The following is a 25,204-nucleotide window of genomic DNA, read 5'->3' on the forward strand; positions in this document are numbered from 1 at the left end:
ATAATGCTCAACCATGAAACCCTCGATCTCGATGCGATTGTCATGACTTCAACACTGCAACTTCTGCACTTACCCAGATACAGCAGGCGTGGGGCTTCAAGTCGCCTGAGAACTTTTCAATATGTGGACGCTGTGGAAGCCGCAGAAATCAAGTTGCGCACATCTGCCTTCTTTGACGACAAGTATTTGGAGAGAATCTATACATCTGGCCAGTCTCGACGCACGTTTCTGAAATTCTTGCGAGCGCGCACCAAGGCCCTGCGCAAAACACCGAAACCCCAAGCCATCTGGCTTGAGAAGGAAGCCTTTCCCTGGTTGCCATGGAGCTTTGAGAGACGAATGCTGCCCCGGAACGTTCCTGTTATCTCCGACTACGATGATGCGGTTTTTCATCGCTATGACGGACATCGGCGTGCGATTGTGCGCATGTTGCTTGGCAACAAGATAGATCGGGTCATGGCCAACAGTACCCTTGTCGTTGCCGGAAATGCGTATCTGGCGGAACGGGCGCGGCGTGCGGGTGCGAAATGGGTAGAGGTCGTGCCCACCGTCGTTGATCTGAAAAAGTACAAGGTCGATCGGCAACGCCCTGAGGCAGACAGGGATCTCACGGTAGGATGGATCGGGACACCCGAAACTTGGGGCAGCTTTGCAGTGCACCTGTTCGATGATCTGGCCGGGGCACCTTTCGACGATGTCGTCACTTTGCGTGCGGTCGGGGCGTCCCTTACCCCGCAGATGCGCGGTCAGATCGCGCTTGTTCCATGGGTTGAGGCGAAGGAAGTCCGTGAAATACAGCAATTTGACATCGGCGTCATGCCACTTCCCGATACACCGTGGGCGCGTGGGAAATGTGGCTACAAGCTTATCCAGTATATGGCGTGTGGCATTCCCGTGATTGCGTCACCGGTCGGCGTGAACACAGAAATCGTGGAGCACGGTGTGAACGGTTTCCTGGCCCGTTCAGAAGCGGAGTGGATCGATGCAATCGAAACACTGAAAAACGACGTCGCACTTCGTCACCGCATGGGGGATGCAGGACGGGAAAAGGTTGAAAAACACTACTCCCTTCAAGTCTGGGCCCCGAAACTGGTGGAAATGATCAAGTCAGCGGTTGCTCCCTCTTCCCGCCTTCCTTAAGCCCGACATCTAGCAGCTTCTGGATGCCCCTCATGCATGAAAACCGGCTTATCTCGCTCCAGACCACCATCGGTTTCTTGACGTTGGTTCTTGTGCTTGTCTCGGCCCTTGCGCTTGGTGCGAACCGCCCTGTTGCCTGGTCGTTGCTTACCTTCGCCATGATCCCGCTTTTCGGGCTGCAGGTCCTGCGCGCGGTCGTGATCCCCCTGCCCTACCAGTTGCGGGAATTGCTGGTGCCAAGCCTGTTGTACCTAACGGTGCTGGTATGGGCGATTTTTCAGCTTTCGCCGAACGCTCCGACCGCATGGCTCCATCCTTTTTGGCAGATGGTGCCCGAAGCACAGGGGGCGATCTCGGCTGATCCCGCGCTGGGTCGGCAATCCATTGTACGATTGGCGCTTTATGCGATGATCTTCGTCATCGCCGCGACGACCTTCGCACGTCCGGAGGCCGCGCAGTGGGGTCTGAGAGTTTTCGCAATCTGGTCTTCTCTGCTGGCTCTGTTCGGGTTCTATGCAATGGCAACGGGCAGCAACCCAATCGTCACGACCGCCACGGGCGACATCATGCGGGCCAGTTTTGTAAACAGAAACAGCTATGCCACATATGCCGCCTTCGGCACGGTTGCGAATATCGGCGTCTATCTCAGCATGGTGGAGCAAGGCTCCCTTTCCAGTGCGCGTCGCCGCTGGCGCAACATGCTAGAAAGCTTTTTCGGAGGGGGCTGGATTTTTGGCGTTGGGGCCCTCTTGTGTCTTGCCGCTGTCGCGCTGACCGCCTCGCGGGCCGGGGCGCTTTCCGCGGTTGTGGGCCTAATGACCTTTGCATGGGCTTGGACAAGCAAACGCCGTTCAGAAGACGACAAGCGCACGATCGGTTCCGGCATCATTTTTCTTGTGGGCCTGGCAGTGATTGTGGGTTTCGTCGCGTATGCAAGTTCCGGCACCCTGATCAGCAGACTGCTGACCGCAAGTGGTGAAGAACTGCGTTTTATCGTTTTCCCGCAGATCATTGATCTTACTCTTGAGCGCCCGCTTCTTGGACACGGGCTTGGCAGTTTTCAAAGTGTCTTCCGGCAAGCGGTACCGCAGGTGGCTGGCTTTGCAGAATGGGACTTCGCCCACAACAGCTACCTCGAAAACGCTTTCGAACTCGGGTTGCCAGCATCGGGCGCATTCTATCTTGCCTTGGCACTGATCGGAATCCGCATCCTGCGCGGGGTTCACATACGCCGCCGTGATCGGGTCTATTGCTGCGTTGCGATGTCGTGTTTCGTCATCGCGATGGTACACGCGTCCTTTGACTTCAGCCTTCAGATGCCCGCGACTGCTGGCGTGTTCGCGGTCCTGTGCGGCTTGGGTTGGTCGCAATCCTTCTCGGAATTGGCGCGGCGCAAGGCAATGATTGCGGATTAGTGCGAAATTCGATCAAACCGCAGTCGACTCTCGTTGGGGTTCTCCCTATTTTGACGAAACTGGAAGGGATCTTTTTCTGACCGCGCCATAGCCTTGGCCAGGATGGAACCCCGAGACGCAACGGCTCAAAGGCGATTTTAAAAGGTGTGTGAAATGTTAACGAAGACCCTGGCGGTTGCAGCGGCGGCGACCTTTGTTTCAACTGCTGCCCCGGCGCTCACGGTGACCCAGTCTTTTGACATCGTTGTCACGTCAAACAATGTGCTGGACGGATCGAGCGACCCAAATGCCTATATTGGCAGCACCGGTTCGGGGATGATCACCTATGAAATGGGCAACGCTTTCGAATTCTTCACGGCCACCGATTTTTCGTTCTTCTTGAACCTTGATGGGTTTTCCCAGACGTTTACCAACTCGGACAGCCCATTTGGCGGCGCCAGCGGATTTCTTGATGCCTCCGGTACTGGTGTGGCGGACATCTACTTTGATGTTCTTGATGATGACTTCGTCAATGGTCGGCTGGATATTATCAATGCCCCGAATATCGTCGATTTCAGCACGATCGGCCTGTCCCCGGATATTATCGACAATCCGATACGCGTGAAGGTCGAGGTGCAGACGGCAGGTGACGTGACCCCGGTGGCGCTGCCGGCATCCCTATCCCTTGGGCTGCTGGCATTTGGTGCATTGGGTCTGTTGCGTCGCAAACACCGCAGGGCATGATTTCGACGCTTCTTAAACTGTCGCAGGTCGCGCTGTTGGCGCTGACGCTATACGCGACCGGCGATTTTCTCAAAGGCACTCCGGCGTTCAACGATGATCTTCGCGACGTGACGGTTTACGATTCCGAACGCCTGCCTCTTTCGGCGCCGATGTATGACCGGGGTGAATACCTGTTTCGCATCGCACATACCTACATTTTCGGCAGCGTGACGCTGTCGCTTGATGGAAGCGATCCCGATGCGCTTTCCGCCCAGAGCATTATTGCAAATGCGGCCATCGCGGAGATGCACCTCTCTCAAAGCCTGCTGGAAAAGCCGGGAAATGCACACGCATGGCATCTTCTTGCCCGCGCGCGCGCCATTCAATCCGCCCCTTTGGAAGACGTTCTTCCGCCGCTGAAGAAGTCCTGGGACCTAGCCCCAAACAATCTTGAGTTGGCGCGGCAGCGCATTGATTTGATTGGATTACTTGCCAACGATGTCGAAGGGGGGGACCCGTTCACCGAATTCAGAGGCGCGATCCTTGCTGACGCAGCCATATTGGGCCGCTTCATTCCAGCAGAACTGGAAGCAGGGCTTGAGCTGTCAGATTTTTTGACCGATTTGCTTGCGGAAGGCGCCTAGGCCGACGTGGTCAACTACCGCTGACAGCCAATTGGTAGTAATCTGCAAATCGCTGCAAGACCTGTTCGGGGCGTCGATTGGCGACACGAGACAGCGATCGCAGCTGCCGGGACGTGGCCTGCAACGCCCGAATTTCTCGTCGGATGGCGGGGGTAAGCGGCTGCTGGGAAAGCAGGACTTCAATCTCTGTCTGGATTTCTGCAACGCGAAGGAGCGCCGCCTGCTGAAACTGCTGTGCCGTGATCGCGTGTGCGGGAACGGCTGAGACAGCAACCAGAACGGCAACTGACATTGCAATGAAAACCCGACCGACCATCGTTTCAACTCCTGCTTCAGATCAATCCGTACCAGAGACCGGAATTCACGGCAATCGCGAAGCTATTTGCTCCCGAAACCTGTAAGGACAACATACACGGTTCTACCGAGAATATACACATCCAACCGACCACACGCTTTGGATGCATAAAGATTGTCGTACTTGGCTTTCACCGTGGTGGCCCCCAAACCTTCCGCGTAGCCCATCTCCACCTGTGCCAAGCCGGTTATGCCAGGTTTGACCCGATGCCTTTGCTTGTAGCCTTCCAGTTGCTCAACAAAGGCCTCTGCATGGGAATATGCGTCGGGCCGTGGGCCGATCAGGCTCATCTCGCCGCGAAGCACGTTGTAGAAATTCGGCAGCTCATCGATTCGCATTTTGCGCAGCAAGCGGCCGAGGCGCGTGATTCGATGATGTTCGACCTCTGAATGTGCGGCGCGGGTTTCGTAATCGGCGGAGGTCATTGTTCGGAATTTCAGCATGCGGAAAGGCTGTCCATACCGCCCCATTCGCGTCTGGACAAACATCAGCGGCCCGCGGTTAAGGAAAGGGTTCAAAACCAAAAGAACCATTGAAACCAGCGCAATAACCGGCAAGGCGAGCAAAGCAGTGCCATAGTCCGTCAGGGCTTTGAACAGCTTGAACTTCAGCGACCAATGCTCTGGTCCGCCGTGCACGATCTCTGGCAGTTCGTAGCTTTCCAAAGCAAGCACAGAACTCCCGGCTGAAAATTCAGCCCAGCGACTTTCGAATGACATGTGTATAACCTCAGGTAGCAGCACCCATAAGGCTCACACCCTTAACCAAAGTCCTCCTGCCTGCAAACAGTTTTCATAAATTCTTCATAAATGTGCGGCGGTTAGGCGAAAAACCACCGAAGCGTTGCACAGAATTTAGTCAGTTAACGATCTCTCTAGGCGTCGCCACAAAGATGTTAAACGCGGAGAAGAAGTCGTTTACTTCAGCGATCGCCGTGGAGGAGACGTAAATGATGTCATCGTCCGCGATGTCGAATTTCTGCGCTGTGAATAATGCACGTGGATCTCTCATATTGAACTGAAAGATGGTCGGTATGCTGTCGCCGTAGAAATCGCTCACGTCCACACCCATCGCTGCCGCATCGGGCTTGGGGAGCTGACGGTAGACGAAGACGCCGCGCGCATCGCCTCGCCCTGCGCGCAGACCGCCCGCCACCCCAAGCGCCTTGGCCAAGGTTCGATTACTGTTGGTCACGGTGTAATTGGAATTCGCCCCACCCGGCCCAAGAACCGTGAAATCATAGGTGAGCGGTTCAAACCGGATGATATCCCCTTTGCGCAGATGCACCTGCATCTCGGGCTTTTCATAGATGTCCACCAGTCGGGCGCTGCGGGTTTCCTTTCCCCGGCTCATCACCACGCGCACATCTTCAGCAGGCAATGTCGCCCCACCAGACAACGCAATCACATCCGTCAAATGCTTGCTGTTTTGATTGATCGAATATGTGCCCGGCGCCGCGATATTGCCCACCAACGTCACTTGCGCACTTTCGCGGTCCAGCATGCTTACGATGGCCGTCGGTTCCACCAGCACTTCGCCCAGCTTCCGCGTCAGGAACCGTTCAAACCCTTGCACGGATTGTCCTGACGCGCGCACACGTCCAATCGGCGGCACGGAGATCATGCCATCCTGGCCCACTTGTTGCGTCGGCAGCGTAGCAGCGGAAATCGGCGCCAATGCGGAATTGGCAATATCAAGGAACCCGTTGTCATTCGTTGATACAATTGTGACCTGTACCCGGTCACCCACTCCGATTGAGATTGGCGCAGCTGGGCCATTGCTTATAAAATGCGTCCGCTCCGCGATATGGTTGTAACTGTTAACCACATTAGCCAGATCGCTATCGACTTGCAGAACGGCGTAGGGCTGATCGTTTGTCGTGCGAACAGTCACGGCGTCCTTGTTGCCGAGGATCTGGTCAACCCGAGGGCCGGTACCTGTGCATCCCGCAAGCAGAACAGCGACAGAAAATGTCAGAACATGCATCCGCATGGCGTGCTACCTCAATAAGTCGTTTTTCTTTTCAGAAACCACATCCGCCACCCCCCCGCAATCACACCGGGAAATTTACTTTCAAAGTGTTGAACTTAGGCCATAGTCTCTGCCATCACGGGGACATGGGCAGGGCGGAAAACCAATGCTGAGATTCGTCAGACGGCAGACCGATCCGGCACCGCAATATGCGGTGGATCCCGGGCATTGCGTCTATGCCATCGGTGACATTCACGGTCGGGTGGATCTGCTCGACACGTTGATCCGCCAGATCATTCTCGACAAGGAATCCGATCCCGCCGAACGGCAAATGTTCATCGTCTTTCTGGGCGACTACATCGACCGGGGTGATCAATCGCGCGAAACGGTGAACTACCTGATCCAACTGCAGGGGGCCGCCGGGAAGAACATCGTCTTTCTGACAGGCAACCACGAGGCAGCCTTGCTCGATTTCCTGGATGGAAAGAGCGCCGGTTCGAACTGGCTTGACCATGGCGGGCGCCAGACTGTTGCAAGTTATGGGCTGAAGCCTCCGGATGCGTCTCCGACACAGGCGGAACTTGACACGCTTCGGTTGAAGCTCAGGCCCCTCATGGCTGATCACATCGGCTTTTTCCGGGCGCTGGACATGACCTGGCAATCGGGCAACTACTTCTTTTGTCACGCAGGTGTTGATCCCGAACGGCGCCTGACAGAACAGGATCCACAGTCCCTGCTTTTCGGCAACCGGAGCTTTCTTGAGAACAACGGGCACAGTGATGCGATGGTCGTGCACGGGCATTATGCTGCAGCGGAACCTGTCACGACACCACACCGGATCTGCATTGACACAGGCGCCTATTATTCAGGAAAACTCACAGCTGCAAAAATCTCGGACGGCGTGACATTCATCAGAACCTGAACGGGAATTGTGCAAATCCTGCACACCTTCAAACCTGTTAACCGCGGTATAAAGATGGTAACGCATGTGCGCAGCAGATCTCGGATCCTGGAGGATCATCTTTGAATTCACCCATGTTTTCCAGTTTACGTTCCAAGCCGGAACCTGTCGGACCCAAGTCGTCTGAACCTTCCGATGATCTAGACGCGGGTGAGCTGGATCTGCGGTCGATTGCCGGGATCATCTGGCGTGGGAAATGGATCATCGCCGTTGCGACCCTCATTGGTGCCATCCTGGCCTATCTTTTGGTGTCTCAGCAGGTGTCGTTCTACAAAGCGACGGCGAAGGTCATGTTCGGCATCCAACAGGCGAACGTCATCAATCTGCAAGATGTACTGGGCGAGCAATCGGTCGACACGGGTCGATTGGAAGACCAGATCCAGATCCTGAGCTCAACCAGCCTGACCGAGCGCGTGATCGATGAACTGGACCTGGACCGCAACCCCGGTTTCAATCCCAGCCTGCGCGCACCTGTCGTCACTTTCTGGGAGCGTGTCGGCAATACCTTGCCGATCCCCCCCGAGGTTACCGACTTCTTCCGCAACACCGGCATCATCCGCCCTGCCCCGCCCGAACCTTCCGAGGAGGAAATGACCCGGCGGGAACGGCTGGCGGTTATCCGCAATGTCCAACGCGGACTGCGCCTGCAGCCGATCGGGACGAGCCGGGTACTGGAAGTTACCTATTACTCCACATCGCCCGCTGTTGCAGCTGCCATTTCGAACGCCATCGCAGAGCAGTACATCGTCGACCAACTCGAAGCGAAACTGGATGCGACCCGTTCCGCAACCGACTGGCTCAGCACGCGCGTCGATGATCTTCGCGTGCAGCTGCAACAAAATGAGGAAGCGCTGGAAACCGCCCGGGCAAAGGTTGCCGAAACGTCCGGCCAGACGCTCGAAGTGACGCAACAACAGCTGTCTTCCCTGAATGGAGCGCTTTCAAGCCAACGCAGCCAGGTGACCCGGCTTCAGGCCCTGTTTGACCGGTTGAACCAAGCTGTCGAGGAAGGGGATGACCTTGGCGCGATCTCGGAATTTCGCGCCTCCAACGTGATCCAGCAGTTCCGCGCACAGTTGACACAGTTGCGTAACGATCTGGCAAACCTGCCGGATTCAATCGCCGAAGATCACCCCGCACGCGTCGGCCTTCGCCAGCAAACCGACCAGTTGAACGAAGACATTCTGCTTGAAGCGCGCAACATCATTCAGGCGGCACGCAGCGACCTCACCGCCGCGCGCGCGGAGGAAGCATCGCTGCAAGACGAAGTGCGCCGACTTGAAGAACTGGCACAATTGCAGTCCCTGGGACAAGTCCGCATCCGTCAGCTTGAGCGCGAGGCAGAGGCAAGCCGCGCCCTTTATCAGACATTCCTGGCAAGACTTCAGGAGACCACGCAACAGCAAGATCTGCAGGAGGCGGATGCACGGATCCTGTCGCGTGCTGAACAACCTCTCTACCCCGAGACAGTGTCTAAGCGGCGCACGGCCATTATTATCATTGCATTCTCCGCGATCGTCGGGATCGGCATTGTCCTGCTAATCGATTTCCTCAACAACACATTCCGCTCTCCAAACCAGCTTGAAACGCTAACAAAGCAGCGTGTGCTCGCGACGATCCCCTCCGGCAAGAACCGCGCCAGACGCCGACAACTCTTGCATGCCCTGCTGGATCGACCGTCTTCGTCGCTGGCAGAAGCCATTCGAAATCTTCGGACGAGTATCCTGTTTTCAAATGTCGACAATCCGCCAAAAGTGGTCATGTTCACATCCTCTATCCCGAAGGAGGCGAAATCCTCTACCGCGATGCTCGTGGGGGTGACCAGCAAACAGATGGGCAAGTCGGCGATCGTCGTCGATTGTGACCTGCGCCTGCCAAGCCTTATGGGGATTTTCGAGCCCCCCGCCGATCATCCGGACCTGCTGGATGTCATTGAAGGCACGGCAGATTTGCGCGATGCCATCTATGTCGAGCCTGAAACAGGGCTGCACTTGCTTCTATCCGGCTACAAGAAGGTCAATGACAGCATCAGCGCGGCGGACATCCTTGCGTCCCAGAAATTTGGCGCAATCATTGCCGAATTGGCCGCGCACTATGAACTGGTGATCCTTGATACGCCGCCGGCACTGGTGGTCACCGATGCCAGAATAGTCTCCCGCCACGCGGACGCCGTCGTCTACGCCGTGCGCTGGGACGAAACCCCGCGTGCTGCTGTGATTGAAGGCCTGAAAGAGCTGCGTTCCGTCGATGCACCATTGATCGGCGTGGTAATGACCATGGTGAACGAAGGACGTGCGGCGAAGTATGCCTACGATGGCTATCAGTACTACAAGGGCAAATACCGCGGATATTATTCCAACTAGCTGCACGGAGGGGTTCATGCGCATCGTGTTTTCGCTTGTCTCTTTCGGGGTGATTGTCAGCATTATCTATCTGGCGCTCTTTTCTCAGGAGTCGCTGCCTGACCATCCGCTGATCCGGGGTTACAATGATCTTGTCATGCATGTTGTGGCCTTTGCGGTGCTCAGTCTGGTGCTGTCGCTGGTTCTGAGGCCGGGCTTCGTCTTGCTGTTCAGTGTTGGACTGGCCATCGCAGTGGAACTGGCACAGCTATTCGTCCCCGGGCGCAGCACCACGTTCGCCGATCTGGTGGCAAGCCTTGCGGGTGTCGCACTCGGCGTCATCATTGCCGCAGGTTTCAGCCGCGTCAAAAGGGCACTCTGAACGATGCTCTATGTTGGTCTCGCCAACCTGCTTTTTATTTTGCGTCTGGCTGTCGTTGACCGGTTGCGCCTGTCCCGGCAGATATGGCCTCCCTTGCTGTTCGGCCTCTTCCTGTTTTCCGCCTTTCGATGGCAGGTCGGCTGTGACTGGAGTGGATATTACAACCAGTATCTGCTGGCAGGGCAGCGCGGATGGGATGTGATCCTTTCCGGCAACGAAATCATCTGGTGGAGCATTTTGAAGTCGCTCCATGTGCTGGGTCTGCCTTACCCATGGGCAAATGTTTTTTCATCGGCCGTCTTCTTTGCAGGCATTGCCACTCTCGCGCGTCGTCAACCTGATCCCCTTGCGTTCGTGGTGCTTCTATTTCCCATCCTCATTGTGAACATGCCCATGTCGGGCATCCGCCAAGGCGCCGCGATCGGGCTGTTCTGCATCGCGCTTTGTGCCTTCATGGACCGGCGCATGCTCCACTTTGTCTTCTGGATCATACTCGGGGCCGGGTTTCATACCAGCGTGCTGCTGTTCCTGCTGATAACGCCACTCGCGTCAGGCACTTTCAACCGCAATCGTATCGCCGTCGCAGTGCTTCTGGCTTTGCCTGGCGCCTATTTGTTGGCCACCGGCGACGCCGCAAGCGAAGCGACGGCAAGATACATTGTGGGCAGCAGGGAAGCATTCGGGGCCGCTTTCCGCGTGGCGTTGGTCCTGCTTACAGGTGCTCTTTACGTCCTGGCCCTCAGGCGCGCATGGGGTCACCAGTTTCCAAAGGACTATCATCTGGTCACTATGGGCGCGCTCGCAATGCTGGCGATCGGACTACTTCTGCCCCTTTCCACGATCATCGCGGACCGGCTTACCTATTACCTGGTACCGGTTCAAACGATGATCTTCGCGCGCCTGCCTTTCCTGCAGACCGGACGGTTGCGCCAGTTCTACACCATTGGCCCCTACATCGCGCTTGCACTGCTGTTTACAGTATGGACATTGCTGTCCAGCCACTTCCAGAACTGCTATCTGCCCTACAATTCCTGGCTCTTCGGTTTTCCAGACAACGCGATTCTAAGATTCTGACATGCATGTTCTGATCACGATCAATGCCGCCTGGAACGCGCTGAATTTCCGCCGCCCCATCATCGACGCCCTGCTTGAACGCGGTGACCGTGTCACATTGCTTGCGCCATCAGATGCGTCGGTGCCGCACCTCAAATCGCTCGGGGTGGAGCATGTCAATCTTGAGATGGACACAAAGGGCCTCAACCCCGTCAGCGGCATCCAGCTCACGCGCCGTCTGCATGCGCATTTCCGCGACCTCAATCCGGATATCGTGTTGTCCTATACGATCAAGAACAACATCTTCGGCGCATTCGCCGCCCACCGGCTTGATATACCATTCATCCCGAATGTGTCCGGTCTTGGCACGGCGTTCCTGTCCGGCAGCATCTTGCAGACCATCGCGCGCCTTCTCTATCGCCGCGCGTTCAAACCGGTCAGAACGGTATTCTTCCAGAACAGTGAGGATCTTGACCTATTCCTCTCCCTCCGGCTCGTGAGCCCCACCCAGGCACGCCTGCTGCCCGGCTCCGGCATCGACCTTGACCGTTTCACGCCCCTCCCGATGCCACGGTCCCCACCCACTTTCCTGATGATCGGTCGGTTGCTGCGGGACAAGGGCACGTTTGAATTCGTGGAAGCCGCCCGCCTATTGAGATCGGAGCACCCAACCGCCCGCTTTCAGTTGTTGGGTGCTGTTGACGCGCAAAACCGCACCGCGGTGCCCGCTGATGTTGTGACGGGGTGGCAGGATGAAGGCGTGATCGACTACCTAGGCACCACCGATGACGTCCGCCCCTTCATTGCCAAGGCGAGCGCGGTCGTCCTCCCGTCATACCGCGAAGGGGCGCCGCGCACCTTGATGGAAGCCTCTGCAATGGCGCGGCCCGTTATCGCAACGGACGTGCCCGGATGTCGGTCCGTGGTAGAACGGAACGTGACCGGCATTTTTTGCGCCGCGAAATCCGCGCAGAGCCTTGCGACCGCTTTTCGCCAATTCCTTGCGATGACAAATGAACAGCAGACAAGGATGGGTGCCGCCGGGCGGCGGAAAATGGTGGATGAATACGATCAGAGATATGTCGTCAGCAGTTATATGGACGAAATCGCCAGAAACACTTAAACGGGAAGTCCTCGTACCACTTGACACGTCAGCGCATCCAAAGCGGTGGGAAATTTCTAATTGCCTATAATGACATATCCGATAACCCGCACAGTGCCGCATGACGTTGCCGCCGCTTTGCTATTGCTGTCACGACAGCGGTTGTCGGAAGATGACAAGGGTCATGCCAGGACCCTGCTGGGGAAGCTGGACGATGGGCATCAGCTGATCGACCTTGCACATCAAAAACTCAGCCTGCCGTTCGTTGCGCGTCACCTCGATGCGCTCAAGCCTGATTGGTACCACCCCAGCCAATTGCGTGACCGATTGAATGAAATGACGCTGTTGGGGCTGCGTGTCTCGGGTGCGCAGATGAATTTCCATCGCAAATGTATCGCACCGCTGAAGGTGCAGCACAGCTATTTCAAGGGGCTTGCGCTTGGCGCTCAGTATTACGATCAAAACGGGCTCCGGCCCGCCCGGGACGTTGATCTGATTGTCGACCGGAAGCAGATACGCGCCGTCATCGACCGCGCGCGGGAACAGAATTATGCGCTCATAGACAATGCACGCACACAGCGCATCCTGACATCCGAACGGGATATCGACGCCGCACTCAGATACGAAAGGGTGGCGAACCTCATTTCACCCGAGGGCGTGCTGATCGAGGTGCATGAAGAAATCGACAAACATCAGGGCATCTTCTACGGACCGAAGATCCTGTGGCAGGCCGAAGCCGTGAGCATCAAGACCGTGCCCATGCACAGCCTGCCCCATGCTGTTCATTTCATCTATGTCGCCTATCACTGCGCGCGCCATGTCTGGTCAGCGCTGCACTGGCTTGCTGATCTCGATGCGATGCGAAACCATCCGAGTTTTGACCACGACACGGTGATGCGCACGGCGCAGGATATGGGGATGGAGCCCCTTGTTGAAGCGACCCTGGACTTCATTGAAGGTTCCAAGCGGCTGCCTGATGAGCTTGATCCCGGCAACAGTCGAACGGATGCCCTGTTGGAACTCTGCGTGCTGAATCTGGAGGGCGGATCGTCCGTGGAACATGCCTTGCGCGCCCAGCATACGAAATATGCGCTCCCTTTTGACTGGCTTGTCTCCCCCAGGCTGGGGCGTAAGATCTTGCGCAACAGGCTCCGGGGCCGGTTTCGCCCCAGCTTCAAGGATTATGAGGCCGTTCCCCTGCCACCGGCTTTGCGGCACATCTATCCCGTCATTGTCCCGGTCAGAAAACTGATGAGAGGCCGCCGTTGATACGCCTGCCCAAAGACGCAACCCGCGTCTGGCGCGGGGTCTATCGGCTCCTGCGAGAGACGTCGCTCCGGCTGACGGTGATTGGCGCGCTGCTGATCCTTGTTGAAATCGTGCTCGGCCTTGCTGTGTTGACCTTGATCAAGTCCATCATCGATGGGCTGTCTGCGCTGGTAGCTGACCAGACCTTCGACGATGTGTTCTCCCTGCTGGGCGTCCTCATCGCCGCGATGCTCCTTGCGGCGATTGCGCAAGTCGCCTCGTCCTATGTGCGTGCCAAGCAGGGCGTCGCGGTTGGTGAAGCTGTTACCGCGCGGATACAGGAGCGCGCCGTCGATGTGGATTACGCGTTCTACGAAAGTCCCGCCTATTTCGACTCCCTCGAAAGGGCGCGCCGGTCAGGTCCCCAGCGACCTGCGCAGGTTGTCTCCAACCTGTTCTTCTTTCTGAGGTCCGGGATATTCCTGATCGGTGCGATTGTGCTTTTGGCGACGGTGGAATGGCGTGTATTGCCTGCGGTCGGTGTCAGTCTGCTGGCCGTTCTTGCCGTGCGCCTTTGGTTCACACGCCGCTCCTACCAATGGCAACGCGATCGCATTCAGCTTGAACGGCGCGCACAATACAACGATTGGCTGATCACCTCCGACCAACATGCAAAAGAGCTGCGGATTGATCAACTTGCCAGCTACCTCATCTCGGTCTTTCAGGCATTGCGGTCGCAAATCAATACCGGCCAACTCGCTATCGAAAAACGCCGTTCCCTGGCTGAACTGGTGGTATCGTCCCTTGCAATTCTCGTCTTTGCAGGCAGTGTCTGGTACCTTGTTCTTCAGACGCTGACCGGCAACCAGACCATTGGCAATCTGGTGCTTTTCATCCTGCTCTTCCGGCGCGCGGAAAGCAGTGGTCGGGAGTTCATCCAATTCGCGGCCAAGCTTTATGATGATCAGCTTTATCTTTCACAGCTGTTTGATTTTCTGGAAATCCGACCCGCTCTGGCTCGCCCGGCCAAACCCAAACCGATCCCCCAGCCCCTGACGGAAGGCCTGCGGTTCCATGACGTCAGCTTTCGCTATCCATCCAATCAGACGGATGCGCTTTCCGGCCTCGATCTTACGATTCGTCCGGGTCAGCTGGTGGCACTTGTGGGCGAGAACGGTTCGGGGAAAACGACGCTCATCAAGCTGTTGACCCGCCTTTATGATCCGACCGATGGTCATATCACGCTGGACGGCACAGACATCCGCGAGATGGATCTTGCCGCCTACGTTCAGCTTTTTGGTGTCGTGTTCCAGGACTATGCCCGCTACGCAGCCACCGCCGCCGACAATATCGCCATCAGTCAGATCGACCGCCAGTCAGATGCGGCAGCGATCCAGCACGCGGCTGAGCAGGCTTCAGCAACCTCTTTCATCGATCCGCTACCAGGCGGTTTTGATACCCCGCTTACCCGGATCTTCGACAATGGCCGCGAGCTCAGCGTCGGGCAATGGCAGCGTATCGCCCTCGCCCGTGCTTTCTTCAAACAAGCATCCTTTATTGTGCTTGATGAACCCTCCAGCGCGCTTGACCCCCAGACCGAAGCGGAACTCTTTCAAAACCTCCGCGCGAAGCTCAACGGTCGGGCAGCCTTGATCATCAGCCACCGCCTGTCGACCGTCCGTATGGCTGATTATACCTACGTCCTTGAGAAGGGGCAGATCGTCGAAGCAGGCAGCCACGCCGATCTGATCAGGAAAGGCGGCACCTACGCCACGCTTTTCGAAACCCAAGCCCGATCCTATCGAGACTGATGGAGACCCCATGACACCCACCTTCATCGAAGAACCGGACGGGAAGATCCGGCGCTACTGGGTCTACGGGCTGGTACTTGAGTCCGAAGTGCCCTTTCCCGAACTTATTGAGACTGAGATCACCGCGTCAAACGCGGACGTCACTCTGCGCCTCGGGTCTATTGATGCCGACAACCCCGAATGGACTCCGCTGGGACACCACTTCAAATATACCGACACGGCCTACCTGACGACCGTCAGCCCGGATTGCCGGCTTTTGTGCCGTAACGGGAACGAAATCATCGTGGACGTCGCGCCCGGTTTCAGCTGGCTGGAGACCCGCACGCACATCCTTGGCGGCAAACTGGCCGTCCTGCTGCAACAGCGCGGTCACTTTGCCTTTCACGTCAGCGCTGTTGAAACCCCGCAGGGGGCCTGGATCTTTACCGGAGCCTCCGGCGCGGGGAAATCCACCAGTGCCGCGATCCTGGGCGAGCGGATGGGCTGGCCGCTCATTACCGACGATGTCGCATTGATCCGGATGGTGGACGATGTCGCGATGATCAGTGGCGGCGTGACGAAAGTGAAACTCTGGGAGGATTCGATCGATATGCTCGCTTTGAACAGATCGAGCGGCCAGCCGGACACATGGCGGCACGACAAGTTTCACTTCTTAGCCCGGCAAAACGCGAAGTGTCAGGCGTTTCCAGTGGCTCGGTTTTTTCTGATAGAACCCGACCAAAGCGGCCCCCCTGAGCCCATCAGCGGGTTCCAATGCGTCGACCATCTGGAACAGTCGATATTCAGGCGGCGAACAACGCCGCTGTTTCAGGCCGCAAAGACCGGCCCGATTGAGCTTTTGCGCCTTGCCGGTGCTATTCCGATGTACAGGACGGGCCGCCTGAACGAAAAAACCCTCGCAGCGATGTGCGAGGGTTCTTAGTACTTGTTCCGCCAGACTACTCTATCAGTCTGGGATCGTCCCAACGTTTACCAGCGTTGTGGTCCCGGAAATAAAGGTCTCGGTCACGTTGAAATTTACGCCACCAAGCGTCTTGGACGCGTCCAACTTGACCAGCTGGGGCTGCTGCCACACCATCTTTTTCATCAAAATCACTCCAACAGTTAAGGAAACAGATACCTTAACGGTGCGAGACGAGCAAGCGTTCCCAGCTGAGTTGGGCTGGTTTGTGCCGCGCGCGCCAGAAAAAGCAATTCTGCAACCACTGATGGTGCTACTTTTTGGTGTTGTTCCCGCGATTTCTCAATTTTAAGGTGAATTTCCAAGCTGGGCAGCCAGTTGTCATCCAGATCTGTCAAACGATTCGCCTGAATGTGCTCCACCACCCCGGCCATAAGCCTGCTGCGGTTCGCTTCGTTGGCATTGTCGAATTTACTGTGCCGCCCCGCCAGATGCGGCGCGAGCGCCGTACGCGCCAGATAACGCGCGCGACCATCACCGAAATGAACCCAATCGGGAACCTGGGCCATGAACTCAAAGATCGCCCTGCTGCAAAGCGGATAGCGGTACTGAAAGTTTCCCTTGCTCCAATGCGCCCAGGTCTCCATCCGGGCCGGAATATGCTCCACCTCAAGCATCCCCATCAGAACACTTCGCGCCCCGACACGGTTCACAGCGCTGCGTCCGGTCAACCGCACCTCATACTGATCAGGCATCCATTCCGCGACATGCCGCAGGCAATCAATGCCGCTTTGGTGAACGTCCAGATCAGGTGTCCACCCGGGTGGCAGAAGTGGCTTCACCCCCTGATCCCAAAAATTTCTGGCCAGATACGCCGGATTGCGCCGCCGTTCCGGCCCCCGAAGAGTATCCAGGGCCTTCAGCAGCCTCCCTTGCCGCACCAACCCGGAAATCACCCCGTGACCCTTGGCCGAAAAACCTTCGTCCCCGCCCCAACCTGAAAGCATCACACCGATCCCGTCATTCGTCGCGCGACGCAACACGGGCAATTCGTCAGCCAGGTCAGCAGTTCCTTCGAATTCCATCGGGCGCTTTATCAGCGCCAGCAGGTCCCTGACGGTCGCCTCCCCCCAATGGATCTCGAAACCATCCCGTTCCGAGAGCGCGCGAATGACCCGCCGTTCGTCCTTTTTCCCCATATCGGGATAGTGCTTTGAAACGGGGGGTGCCCATGTATAGACTTTCTCAAGCGCTCGGCCCTGCGTCCGCAACTGCTTTTGTGCGACACAGGTAACTCCGGTGGAGTCGAGCCCGCCACTCAGATGGCTGCCGACAGGAAGGTCGGTATCGACCATCGACGCCGTGGCATCATCAAGCAACTCCCGCAGCCGCAGTGCATAGTCCGCAGGCTTTTTGAACCGCTCCGCCACGCCACTGGCCACGTCCCACCATTTGCCCGTCCGCACATTATCTTCACTGACGGCAACGAAGCCGCCGGGCTGACACATCTCAACACCCCGAAAAAACCCGCGGCGGACGGGAAAGAGGGGCTGTGCAAGGTATTGAGCCACGACAGTCGGATCAATGTCCCAGGACAGATCGTCGAACTGCACCAAAGCTCGGACATCGGATGCAAACACAAACGTCGGACCGTCGCGCCGCCAATAAAGCGGCCGTGTCCCGATGGCGTCTCTGGCCATGAAAAGCGACCGTGCATCATTGTCCCAGACTGCAAAGGCATAGTCCCCCACTAGATGATCGGTGCAGGCCCTTCCCCATCGCGCGAAGGCCCGCAGGATCAGCGCGTCATCTGCCAGGGTGGCCGCCTTTGATGTGGAAATTCCAAGTTTGCCTATCAAATCCGTCCGGTTGTCGAGGAGCACGTCAGCGACGCACATCCGCGTTCCCAGTTCCGCAACGTTTCCCTGCGCAGCCCCGTGGCGGGTGATTGCCTTGCAGCACTGCGCCAGTGTGACCGGACCTCTGGTCACGGCTCCTTCGCCATCCGGTCCGTAGGGACGAATCTGGTCGAGGGCGGCCTCTGCCTGCAGGGGATCAATGGGGCGAGAGTTGAAATTCAGTCTGCCAAGTATTGCGCTCATGATGCTAGGACCACCGCGCGCATTCAGAGGTGCTCAGCAGATCGTCAACAGTTGATTGTCGTGCAACTGCGTCAGGTACTGCAGAGCCTCCGTTTCGCATGTCGCCTGGTCCACCTCAAATTTTTCCTGCAATTCCATGCAGATATCAGAAACGGCGATCGGTTCTTCGGTCAGACGCCAGATGGCATCACCAACCGGGCCAGACCCGTAGTAGGTGCCTGTCTCATGGTCGAAAACGACAAGATCCTCTCCGACATTGGCGCTGAAGACCTGTTCATTGCGCTGGACTTCGGATTTAAGCGTGATGGGTTTTTCGTCAGACTGGGCAGACATGGCTTGGGTTACTCATACTAAGGAAAACAAAAGGATGATGCCGTTTTTCCAACCGATTTACAATATTCCGCTTTCGCTTTGCCATGGCGCGTCCGTGGATATTCGCAGGCGCACAGATATGGGCGATTTGACGTGAAATCCCTTGGCAAGACACACAACGCGGTAGCATGAAACTGTTTCCCCGCCTTTTTACATTGCTAAGGCAAGGACCTGCCCGCTGGGTGATCCTGCTGGAGGCGCTTTGGGCACTGGAGAGCGCCCACAGGCTTGTGAGGCGCACCATATTTATTGACTACAAGGACACTTTGGGACGACCGGTCAATGGTGAAGTCGTGCCTGAGAAGTCAACAAGGCAGGCAGTTGTGCACGACATAAGATGGGCACTTACTTCCATCGAACGCAGCTTTTTCCAACGCTACACCTGCCTTTGTCAGAGCATTGCAGCACAGCGCATGTTTGCCCGACGGCGTATCCCCTATGCGGTGGTTCTTGGCGCCAAGCTTGGCGCGACCCCCGATCCCCGCACACAGGGTGATCCCATGGCAGCCCATGCCTGGGTCTGTGCAGGCGGCGGCGTCGTTGTGGGCGAGAAAGAGCGTGGCATGTTTGTTCCTGTGGTCAGCTATGTCGGCAACGGCTGAGTTCCTGTTGATGTGACGAAATCCCCAGTTCTTTGGACCCCACTTTTTCCAGCCGACACAACGCCGGGCAGATCCCGGTGCGGAGGCGGCATTGCGCCCGCAAACCCATGGGAAACGCTCAATTGAAGGCACTTGCGTGCAATTTGGCAACGGTCCGTGCGGCAGGAGGTTTGCGGCACATCCCTGCGCGGACACAGGGCACTGGGTAGTGGTCCGAATGCTAATAGGAAAGCGGCTGAAACAGCGGAAACAACACCCAGAATTTCCCTAACCATCTGTTCAATATGTGAGTTTTTGAAGCGTGGTGCGGGTGAAGGGACTCGAACCCCCACGCCAAAGGCGCCAGAACCTAAATCTGGTGCGTCTACCAATTCCGCCACACCCGCACATGCATCACGACAGCGACGCCAGCGCTGATTAGCAAACCTCCGCCCGTTACGCGAGAGCAAAAAAAGCACAAGACATTAACACGATATTGTCTTAGTCTGTGGATAACCTGAGGCAGGTTTAACGAGAGAGATACGCCCATGAAACCGAATACGGTCGGGCGCGAGGACGGTGCAGATCGTCCAGCGGATCGATATACCCGATATGCCGTGATGGACACTGGTCTGATCACTGGCACTATATTGCTGACATTGGACGGTGAAATTCCTGTCGAACACCTCAGTGTGGGCGACAAGCTGATCACCCGCGACACCGGATTGTCCAAGGTCGAACACATCCAACGCAGCACGCGTGACATTCACACCATTGCCCTTGCGGCGGGTTCGTTGGGCCACACCCGGCCCGAACGCGATGCCCTGTTGGCAGGCGATCAGATGGTGCTGATCCGCGACTGGCGGGCACGCGCGCTGTTCAGTTCGGAACGTGCGCTGGTTGCAGCGCGGGCGTTGGTTGATGATGAATTCATCACCGATCTTGGTGTACGTGAAACCACTGTTTTCCAGATCTTCTGTGACAGCCCGCATATCCTTTATGCCGATGGGCTGGAATTGGGCACGGCGGATGCCGCCCGCGCCCGTGGTTCGGTGCTGCACGCGGCCTAGAGGCCCAGTTCACGCAAGACTTTCGGCAACTGCTCCGGCAGGTCTTCGGCGATCAGACCGGGCCCGAAACTGCGCGCGGACTCGACGTGAAGGTAGGCCGCGACCTCGGCCATCCCGTGCAGGTCGCCGCTGGTTTGCGGCGCTGCAAGACCCGCGATAAGACCAGCCAGCACATCCCCTGCCCCTGCCGTTGCCAGCCACGGCACCTCGCGCCCATAAACTGCCGCGTGCACGGATGCGCCGCCCTGCGGACTTGCGATCACCGTGTCCGGACCTTTCAGCAAAATGATGCACCCCGCCCGCGCCGCTGCCTGCCGGACGGCATCAACCTTTGACAGGTCCTTGCGGGCCGGGCCGCTCAGATCCGGAAACAGGCGGGCAAATTCGCCTTCATGCGGGGTCAGGATGGTGCGGGAATGAACATGGGCGAACAATTCCTCCGGCGCGTCGGCAAAGCTGGTCAGCGCATCGGCATCCAGCACGACGACCGGATCACGCCAGTCGGCATCCCCTGCACGCCTGCCAAGGACTTCGATGACACGGGCGCGCGTTGGGTCGCCGATACCCATGCCCGGCCCCATGCAAAAGCTGTTGGCGCGGGCATCTACGGCGTCGTCCAAAGCCTGATCCTTGCGCAATGAGCGCAGCATCACCGCATTCAGTTGGCAGGCGTTTTCGATAAGCGCGGATGGCGGGCAAAGCACCGTCACCAGGCCGGCCCCTGCACGCAAGGCGGATCTGGCGGCAAGTCGCGCTGCACCGCCGCGCCCCACACCGCCTGCAAAGACGATGACGTGACCGTGGTCGTATTTATGTCCCCCGACCTGCCCTTTGCCGAGTTGTGATCGGGGCCAAACACTCAGCGGCAGGGGGCGGCGCATATGAACAGGCTCAACCAGCCTGATCTGGTCGGGTTCGGGCGGCATAACAAGCCCACCCTGCTCAACGCCGAAGGCATCTACACCAATGTCGACCACTTTCACCTTCGAACACAGGGTCGGACCGATCCCCAGATAATGCCCAACCTTGGGCGCATGAAACGTCACGGTCAAATCGGCCACGTTCATGGTGTGTGGCCATGGATCGAAATCGGGATCCTCAGGGTCGCGCCCATCGGGCAGCATACCCCGGTCAAGATCAAGACCGGAGGGGCAATCCACCGCAACGGTCTTGATTTTATATGCACGTTTCCATCCGTTGCGCCCCTTGCGATCCAGCGCCAACGCCACGTCATCCGGCAAAGGCCGCGTCAGCCCGATCCCGAACACCGCATCTACAATCAGGTCTGGTCGCGCACCGCCAAAAACCTCGGATGGGGTCAGGGGTAGAACTTCCCCCATCTCGCACCATCGCTCACAGTTCGCCTTTGCATCCGACGGCAGCTTTTCCGCCGCACCATATAGATGCAATGAAACCGACCACCCGGCCTCTGCCAACAGCCGCGCGATCACAAACCCATCGCCGCCATTGTTACCCGGACCGCACAGCACCAGCGCCCGATGTGAGCCCTGCGCCAACTCGGGCCATTCCGCCAGAATCGCGTCAACAACCCCCTGCCCCGCACGCTCCATCAGCTCCAGACCGGTGACATCCCCGCTGTCGATTGCGGCCCGTTCGATGGCGCGCATCTGCGCGGCTGTCAGCAGTTCGGTCATCTTTTCCCTTCCAGTGTTTCACTTCTGCTTAATTTTTGTGCCGTCCGACTAATAATAAGGCACGGCTTGCTCCCAATGTCGAAACCGGGGAGGCTACCTTGCCCCCTTTATGGATTCCCCTGCACCGAAATGAAATGACCCAACCCAAAGGCGCTTTTTGCCTGGGGGAGAGACCATGAAAAAGATCGAAGCGATCATCAAACCCTTCAAGCTCGACGAGGTGAAGGAAGCATTGCAAGAGGTCGGCGTGCAAGGCCTGAGCGTGATCGAGGTCAAGGGCTTTGGCCGACAGAAGGGCCATACGGAGCTTTACCGTGGCGCGGAATATGTTGTGGACTTCCTGCCCAAGGTGAAAGTCGAAGTGGTGCTGGACGACGATCAGGTCGACGCCGCCATCGAAGCCATCGTCGACGCGGCCAAGACCGAAAAGATCGGTGACGGCAAGATTTTCGTCACCCCTGTCGAACAGACAATCCGCATCCGCACCGGCGAGACCGGCTCGGAAGCGCTGTAATATCCAAAGAGAACCGAAAGGATCGCAAGTAAAATGAGCAATGTTGTCAAGATGATTGCGGATGAAGACATCGAATATGTCGACATCCGCTTTACCGACCCGCGCGGCAAGCTGCAGCACGTGACGGTAATGGCAGATCAAGTCGATGAAGACTTCCTGGAGGAAGGCTTCATGTTTGACGGCTCTTCCATCGCAGGGTGGAAAAGCATCGAAGCCTCCGACATGAAGCTGATGCCTGATCAGGACAGCGCCTATGTTGATCCTTTCTATGCGGAAAAGACGCTGTGCCTGCATTGCTCCGTGGTGGAGCCGGACACCGGCGAAGCCTATCACCGCGATCCGCGCGGCACGGCGGAAAAGGCCGAAGCCTATCTGAAGTCTTCCGGCATTGGTGATGTCGCCTACATGGGGCCCGAGGCGGAATTCTTCCTGTTCGATGATGTGCGGTTCTCCAACACCATCAACAAGGTGTCCTATGAAGTCGACGCGACAGACGCGTCCTGGAACACTGATACCGAGTACGAGATGGGCAACATGGGCCACCGTCCCGGCGTGAAGGGCGGTTACTTTCCGGTCAACCCCATCGACGAATCCCAGGATCTGCGGTCCGAAATGCTGTCCACCATGAAGCGTCTGGGCATGAAGGTCGACAAGCACCACCACGAGGTGGCCTCCTGCCAGCACGAATTGGGTCTGATTTTTGACAGCCTGACCAAGCAGGCGGATGAATTGCAGAAGTACAAATACGTCATCCACAACGTCGCGGCCGCCTATGGCAAATCCGCGACCTTCATGCCCAAGCCCATCGCGGGCGACAACGGCACGGGGATGCACGTGAACATGTCGATCTGGAAGGACGGCAAGCCGCTTTTTGCGGGCGACCAGTATGCGGACCTGAGCCAGGAAGCGCTGTACTACATCGGCGGCATCCTCAAGCACGCCAAAGCGCTGAACGCCTTCACCAACCCGGCGACCAACTCCTACAAGCGTCTGATCCCGGGCTTTGAAGCCCCCGTGCTGCGTGCCTATTCCGCGCGCAACCGGTCAGGCTGTGTGCGCATTCCGTGGACCGAAAGCCCCAAGGCCAAGCGGGTCGAGGCGCGTTTCCCTGACCCTGCGGCCAACCCATACCTGGCCTTTGCAGCCCTGCTGATGGCCGGTCTTGACGGCATCAAGAACAAGATCGATCCCGGCGAGGCGATGGACAAGAACCTTTACGACCTGCCCGCGGAAGAGCTTGCCGGCATCCCGACCGTCTGTGGTTCCCTGCGCGAAGCGATGGAGGCCCTGGAGGCTGATATGGACTTCCTGCTGGAAGGCGACGTGTTCACCAAGGACCAGATCGAAGGCTATATCGAACTCAAGATGGAAGAGATCGAAACATACGAGCACACACCACACCCGGTGGAGTTCGGCATGTACTACAGCTGCTGATCCTGGTGCATCGAAACAGGTCAAGGCGTCCCTCAGGGGGCGCCTTTTTCCGTTCCGAGACAGGGGCCGGAAATATGGTCATTCGCCCCATGCCCGCCTCAATCACCGGTTCAACCGCAAGGTAATACCCCGCCACTGCCCCATTCTGACCTTAGTTATCATGGAAAAGTTAACCCACGTTAACCAGTGGAGCTTGTTTTTGTTATGCGTCCCCAGACCGACTTTGCCACACGCATCGACCGCATCAACAAGGATGCGATCCAGGCGGACAAGCAGCGCAAGCGCAAGGGCCGTGGCTTCGGTCAGTTCTTGGTCGTGCCACTGATGATGGGTTCCTTCGTCTGCGGTGGCATCATATTCGCCTGGGACATGATGGACCGCCCCACCGACAATCCCTTTGCCGTGACATCCGAACTTACCGCGATGCTGCTGAGCGAGTAATTCCACCCGCGGGCCGCACGGCCCGCACCCCCAGTTTCCCTTTGCATGTCCCGATCCCACCGCTAGACTTTGCGAATTGTGCATTGTTCGAGGATTGTCATGCCTGCCTTCATAACCACCCTTGTTTCCGCCGTTCTTGCCACCTGCCTTGCCGTTGGCGCCCTTGCAGCCGAATGCATCACCAGCAAAGGCAACTTCAACGCCTACAAACAGACCTTGGCAAAGCAGGCCGCCGCGTCCGGCGTGGGCCAGCGGGGGCAACAGGCGCTTGCGGCGGCAAGGCTTTCGGACATCACGTGGCGGTTCGAATCCAATCCTTCCAGCCAGTCGGGTGTGTCCCAGGGCGACCCGGCGCGTTTTCTGGCCAAACGGTCGGGCAGTTCGGCGGCGAATTTCGTCAACCAGACCCGCGCCAAGATTGCCCGCAACCCCAACACCTTCGCCGCGATCGAGCAGCGCTTTGGCGTCCCCGCCAGCCTGCTGGCCACGATCTGGGGGCTGGAGACAAGCTGGGGCGGGTATCTGGGCAAGACCCCCATCGTATCGGGGGCCGTGACCCTGTCCTCCTACTGCCGCCGTTATCCAAAATTCCAAAGCCACGCGATTGCAGCGCTGACCATGGCGGACCGGGGTATCATCTCAAGCAACACCCGCGGCGGGCCGTCGGGGGAGTTGGGGCACATGCAGTTTCTGGCAGGCAACTGGCTGCGTTACGGGGTGGACGCCAACGGTGACGGGCGGGCGGACCCCTACAATGCCGCCGACGCATTGGCTTCTGCCGCGAACATGCTGCGCCAGAATGGTTGGCAGCCCGGTCAGCCCTTTGCCAACGGTACGCGTAATTTTCAGGTCCTGTCGGTCTGGAACGACAGCGGCAACTATCAGCGCGCCATCGCCTATGCCGCCGGGCTGGTGGATGGCAACAGCTGACGCACGGCCGACACTCCATTCCAACAAAGCGGTCGGCCCCTTGTAATGCAGGGTGCCGTTGTCTATGTGCAGCGCAAG

The 25,204-nt window shown here is 57.7% G+C and carries 24 protein-coding genes and 1 tRNA gene; 18 read left to right on the top strand and 7 right to left on the bottom strand.

Annotation, left to right across the window (positions count from 1 at the left end):
• Window positions 1-3: 3 nt before the first annotated feature.
• The 4 genes from AB4X18_RS01940 (at window position 4) to AB4X18_RS01955 (ending at window position 3,901) form a co-directional block, all read left to right on the top strand.
• Window positions 4-1,140, top strand: a complete 1,137-nt coding sequence (locus AB4X18_RS01940; RefSeq protein ID WP_370402018.1) for a glycosyltransferase family 4 protein — start codon at window positions 4-6, stop codon at window positions 1,138-1,140.
• 23 nt (window positions 1,141-1,163) lie between these two features.
• Window positions 1,164-2,555, top strand: a complete 1,392-nt coding sequence (locus AB4X18_RS01945) for an O-antigen ligase family protein (RefSeq protein WP_370402019.1) — start codon at window positions 1,164-1,166, stop codon at window positions 2,553-2,555.
• Window positions 2,556-2,708: 153 nt separating this feature from the next.
• Window positions 2,709-3,278 carry a hypothetical protein gene (locus AB4X18_RS01950; RefSeq protein ID WP_432817036.1) on the top strand — a complete coding sequence of 190 codons (570 nt, stop codon included), beginning with the start codon at window positions 2,709-2,711 and terminating at the stop codon, window positions 3,276-3,278.
• Window positions 3,275-3,901 (top strand): hypothetical protein, encoded by a 627-nt coding sequence (locus AB4X18_RS01955; RefSeq protein WP_432817037.1) that lies wholly within the window; start codon window positions 3,275-3,277, stop codon window positions 3,899-3,901. The genes AB4X18_RS01950 and AB4X18_RS01955 overlap by 4 nt, the downstream gene beginning before the upstream one ends.
• Before the next feature lie 10 nt (window positions 3,902-3,911).
• Here AB4X18_RS01955 and AB4X18_RS01960 read toward each other — a convergent pair whose 3' ends face one another.
• The 3 genes from AB4X18_RS01960 to AB4X18_RS01970 all read right to left on the bottom strand — a co-directional run bounded on the left by AB4X18_RS01960 (window position 3,912) and on the right by AB4X18_RS01970 (window position 6,248).
• Window positions 3,912-4,217 carry a hypothetical protein gene (locus AB4X18_RS01960; RefSeq protein ID WP_370402021.1) on the bottom strand — a complete coding sequence of 102 codons (306 nt, stop codon included), beginning with the start codon at window positions 4,215-4,217 and terminating at the stop codon, window positions 3,912-3,914.
• A 62-nt stretch (window positions 4,218-4,279) separates the two neighbouring features.
• Entirely contained in the window at window positions 4,280-4,975 is a 696-nt protein-coding gene (locus AB4X18_RS01965; RefSeq protein WP_432817038.1) for a sugar transferase, read from the bottom strand.
• 139 nt (window positions 4,976-5,114) lie between these two features.
• Window positions 5,115-6,248 (bottom strand): polysaccharide biosynthesis/export family protein, encoded by a 1,134-nt coding sequence (locus tag AB4X18_RS01970; protein WP_370402022.1) that lies wholly within the window; start codon window positions 6,246-6,248, stop codon window positions 5,115-5,117.
• Between the two features lie 145 nt (window positions 6,249-6,393).
• Here AB4X18_RS01970 and AB4X18_RS01975 point away from each other — a divergent pair, with 145 nt between their 5' ends.
• The 8 genes from AB4X18_RS01975 (at window position 6,394) to AB4X18_RS02010 (ending at window position 16,048) form a co-directional block, all read left to right on the top strand.
• Window positions 6,394-7,149: a metallophosphoesterase family protein gene (locus tag AB4X18_RS01975; protein ID WP_370402023.1), complete on the top strand. Its 756-nt coding sequence runs from the start codon at window positions 6,394-6,396 to the stop codon at window positions 7,147-7,149.
• Between the two features lie 101 nt (window positions 7,150-7,250).
• Window positions 7,251-9,551: a GumC family protein gene (locus AB4X18_RS01980; protein WP_432817039.1), complete on the top strand. Its 2,301-nt coding sequence runs from the start codon at window positions 7,251-7,253 to the stop codon at window positions 9,549-9,551.
• A gap of 16 nt (window positions 9,552-9,567) precedes the next feature.
• Entirely contained in the window at window positions 9,568-9,912 is a 345-nt protein-coding gene (locus AB4X18_RS01985) for a VanZ family protein (protein WP_370402026.1), read from the top strand.
• A gap of 3 nt (window positions 9,913-9,915) precedes the next feature.
• Window positions 9,916-10,986, top strand: coding sequence for an EpsG family protein (locus AB4X18_RS01990; RefSeq protein WP_370402027.1), 1,071 nt, complete (start codon window positions 9,916-9,918; stop codon window positions 10,984-10,986).
• Window position 10,987: 1 nt separating this feature from the next.
• Complete coding sequence (locus AB4X18_RS01995) at window positions 10,988-12,088, top strand: glycosyltransferase family 4 protein (protein WP_370402028.1); 1,101 nt, start codon at window positions 10,988-10,990, stop codon at window positions 12,086-12,088.
• 69 nt (window positions 12,089-12,157) lie between these two features.
• Window positions 12,158-13,336, top strand: coding sequence for a nucleotidyltransferase family protein (locus AB4X18_RS02000; protein ID WP_370402029.1), 1,179 nt, complete (start codon window positions 12,158-12,160; stop codon window positions 13,334-13,336).
• A complete protein-coding gene (locus tag AB4X18_RS02005) occupies window positions 13,333-15,126 on the top strand; it encodes an ABC transporter ATP-binding protein (protein ID WP_370402030.1) in 1,794 nt (597 codons plus the stop codon). The genes AB4X18_RS02000 and AB4X18_RS02005 overlap by 4 nt, the downstream gene beginning before the upstream one ends.
• Before the next feature lie 10 nt (window positions 15,127-15,136).
• Window positions 15,137-16,048 (top strand): hypothetical protein, encoded by a 912-nt coding sequence (locus tag AB4X18_RS02010; protein WP_370402031.1) that lies wholly within the window; start codon window positions 15,137-15,139, stop codon window positions 16,046-16,048.
• 182 nt (window positions 16,049-16,230) lie between these two features.
• Here the strand turns inward: AB4X18_RS02010 and AB4X18_RS02015 are convergent, their stop codons facing one another.
• Both AB4X18_RS02015 and AB4X18_RS02020 read right to left on the bottom strand, forming a co-directional pair.
• Window positions 16,231-18,129: an asparagine synthetase B family protein gene (locus AB4X18_RS02015; RefSeq protein ID WP_370402032.1), complete on the bottom strand. Its 1,899-nt coding sequence runs from the start codon at window positions 18,127-18,129 to the stop codon at window positions 16,231-16,233.
• Window positions 18,130-18,162: 33 nt separating this feature from the next.
• Entirely contained in the window at window positions 18,163-18,462 is a 300-nt protein-coding gene (locus tag AB4X18_RS02020) for a PqqD family peptide modification chaperone (protein ID WP_370402033.1), read from the bottom strand.
• 167 nt (window positions 18,463-18,629) lie between these two features.
• On the opposite strand from AB4X18_RS02020, the gene AB4X18_RS02025 reads away from it, so the two are divergent.
• Entirely contained in the window at window positions 18,630-19,103 is a 474-nt protein-coding gene (locus tag AB4X18_RS02025; protein ID WP_370402034.1) for a lasso peptide biosynthesis B2 protein, read from the top strand.
• 302 nt (window positions 19,104-19,405) lie between these two features.
• Here AB4X18_RS02025 and AB4X18_RS02030 read toward each other — a convergent pair.
• A tRNA-Leu gene (locus tag AB4X18_RS02030) sits at window positions 19,406-19,489 on the bottom strand.
• 141 nt (window positions 19,490-19,630) lie between these two features.
• Here AB4X18_RS02030 and AB4X18_RS02035 point away from each other — a divergent pair.
• Window positions 19,631-20,152 carry a Hint domain-containing protein gene (locus tag AB4X18_RS02035; RefSeq protein WP_370402035.1) on the top strand — a complete coding sequence of 174 codons (522 nt, stop codon included), beginning with the start codon at window positions 19,631-19,633 and terminating at the stop codon, window positions 20,150-20,152.
• Here AB4X18_RS02035 and AB4X18_RS02040 read toward each other — a convergent pair.
• Window positions 20,149-21,807 (bottom strand): NAD(P)H-hydrate dehydratase, encoded by a 1,659-nt coding sequence (locus tag AB4X18_RS02040; protein WP_432817040.1) that lies wholly within the window; start codon window positions 21,805-21,807, stop codon window positions 20,149-20,151. The genes AB4X18_RS02035 and AB4X18_RS02040 overlap by 4 nt on opposite strands.
• A gap of 175 nt (window positions 21,808-21,982) precedes the next feature.
• Here AB4X18_RS02040 and AB4X18_RS02045 point away from each other — a divergent pair, with 175 nt between their 5' ends.
• The 4 genes from AB4X18_RS02045 to AB4X18_RS02060 all read left to right on the top strand — a co-directional run bounded on the left by AB4X18_RS02045 (window position 21,983) and on the right by AB4X18_RS02060 (window position 25,126).
• On the top strand, window positions 21,983-22,321 hold the full coding sequence (locus AB4X18_RS02045) for a P-II family nitrogen regulator (RefSeq protein WP_370402037.1): 339 nt from the start codon (window positions 21,983-21,985) through the stop codon (window positions 22,319-22,321).
• A gap of 33 nt (window positions 22,322-22,354) precedes the next feature.
• Complete coding sequence (gene glnA / locus AB4X18_RS02050; RefSeq protein ID WP_370402038.1) at window positions 22,355-23,755, top strand: type I glutamate--ammonia ligase; 1,401 nt, start codon at window positions 22,355-22,357, stop codon at window positions 23,753-23,755.
• Between the two features lie 204 nt (window positions 23,756-23,959).
• Window positions 23,960-24,196: a hypothetical protein gene (locus tag AB4X18_RS02055; RefSeq protein ID WP_370402039.1), complete on the top strand. Its 237-nt coding sequence runs from the start codon at window positions 23,960-23,962 to the stop codon at window positions 24,194-24,196.
• 99 nt (window positions 24,197-24,295) lie between these two features.
• Window positions 24,296-25,126 (top strand): lytic murein transglycosylase, encoded by an 831-nt coding sequence (locus AB4X18_RS02060; RefSeq protein WP_370402040.1) that lies wholly within the window; start codon window positions 24,296-24,298, stop codon window positions 25,124-25,126.
• The last annotated feature ends 78 nt before the right edge of the window (window positions 25,127-25,204 follow it).

The organism is Sulfitobacter rhodophyticola, assembly GCF_041281685.2.
GTDB lineage: Bacteria > Pseudomonadota > Alphaproteobacteria > Rhodobacterales > Rhodobacteraceae > Sulfitobacter.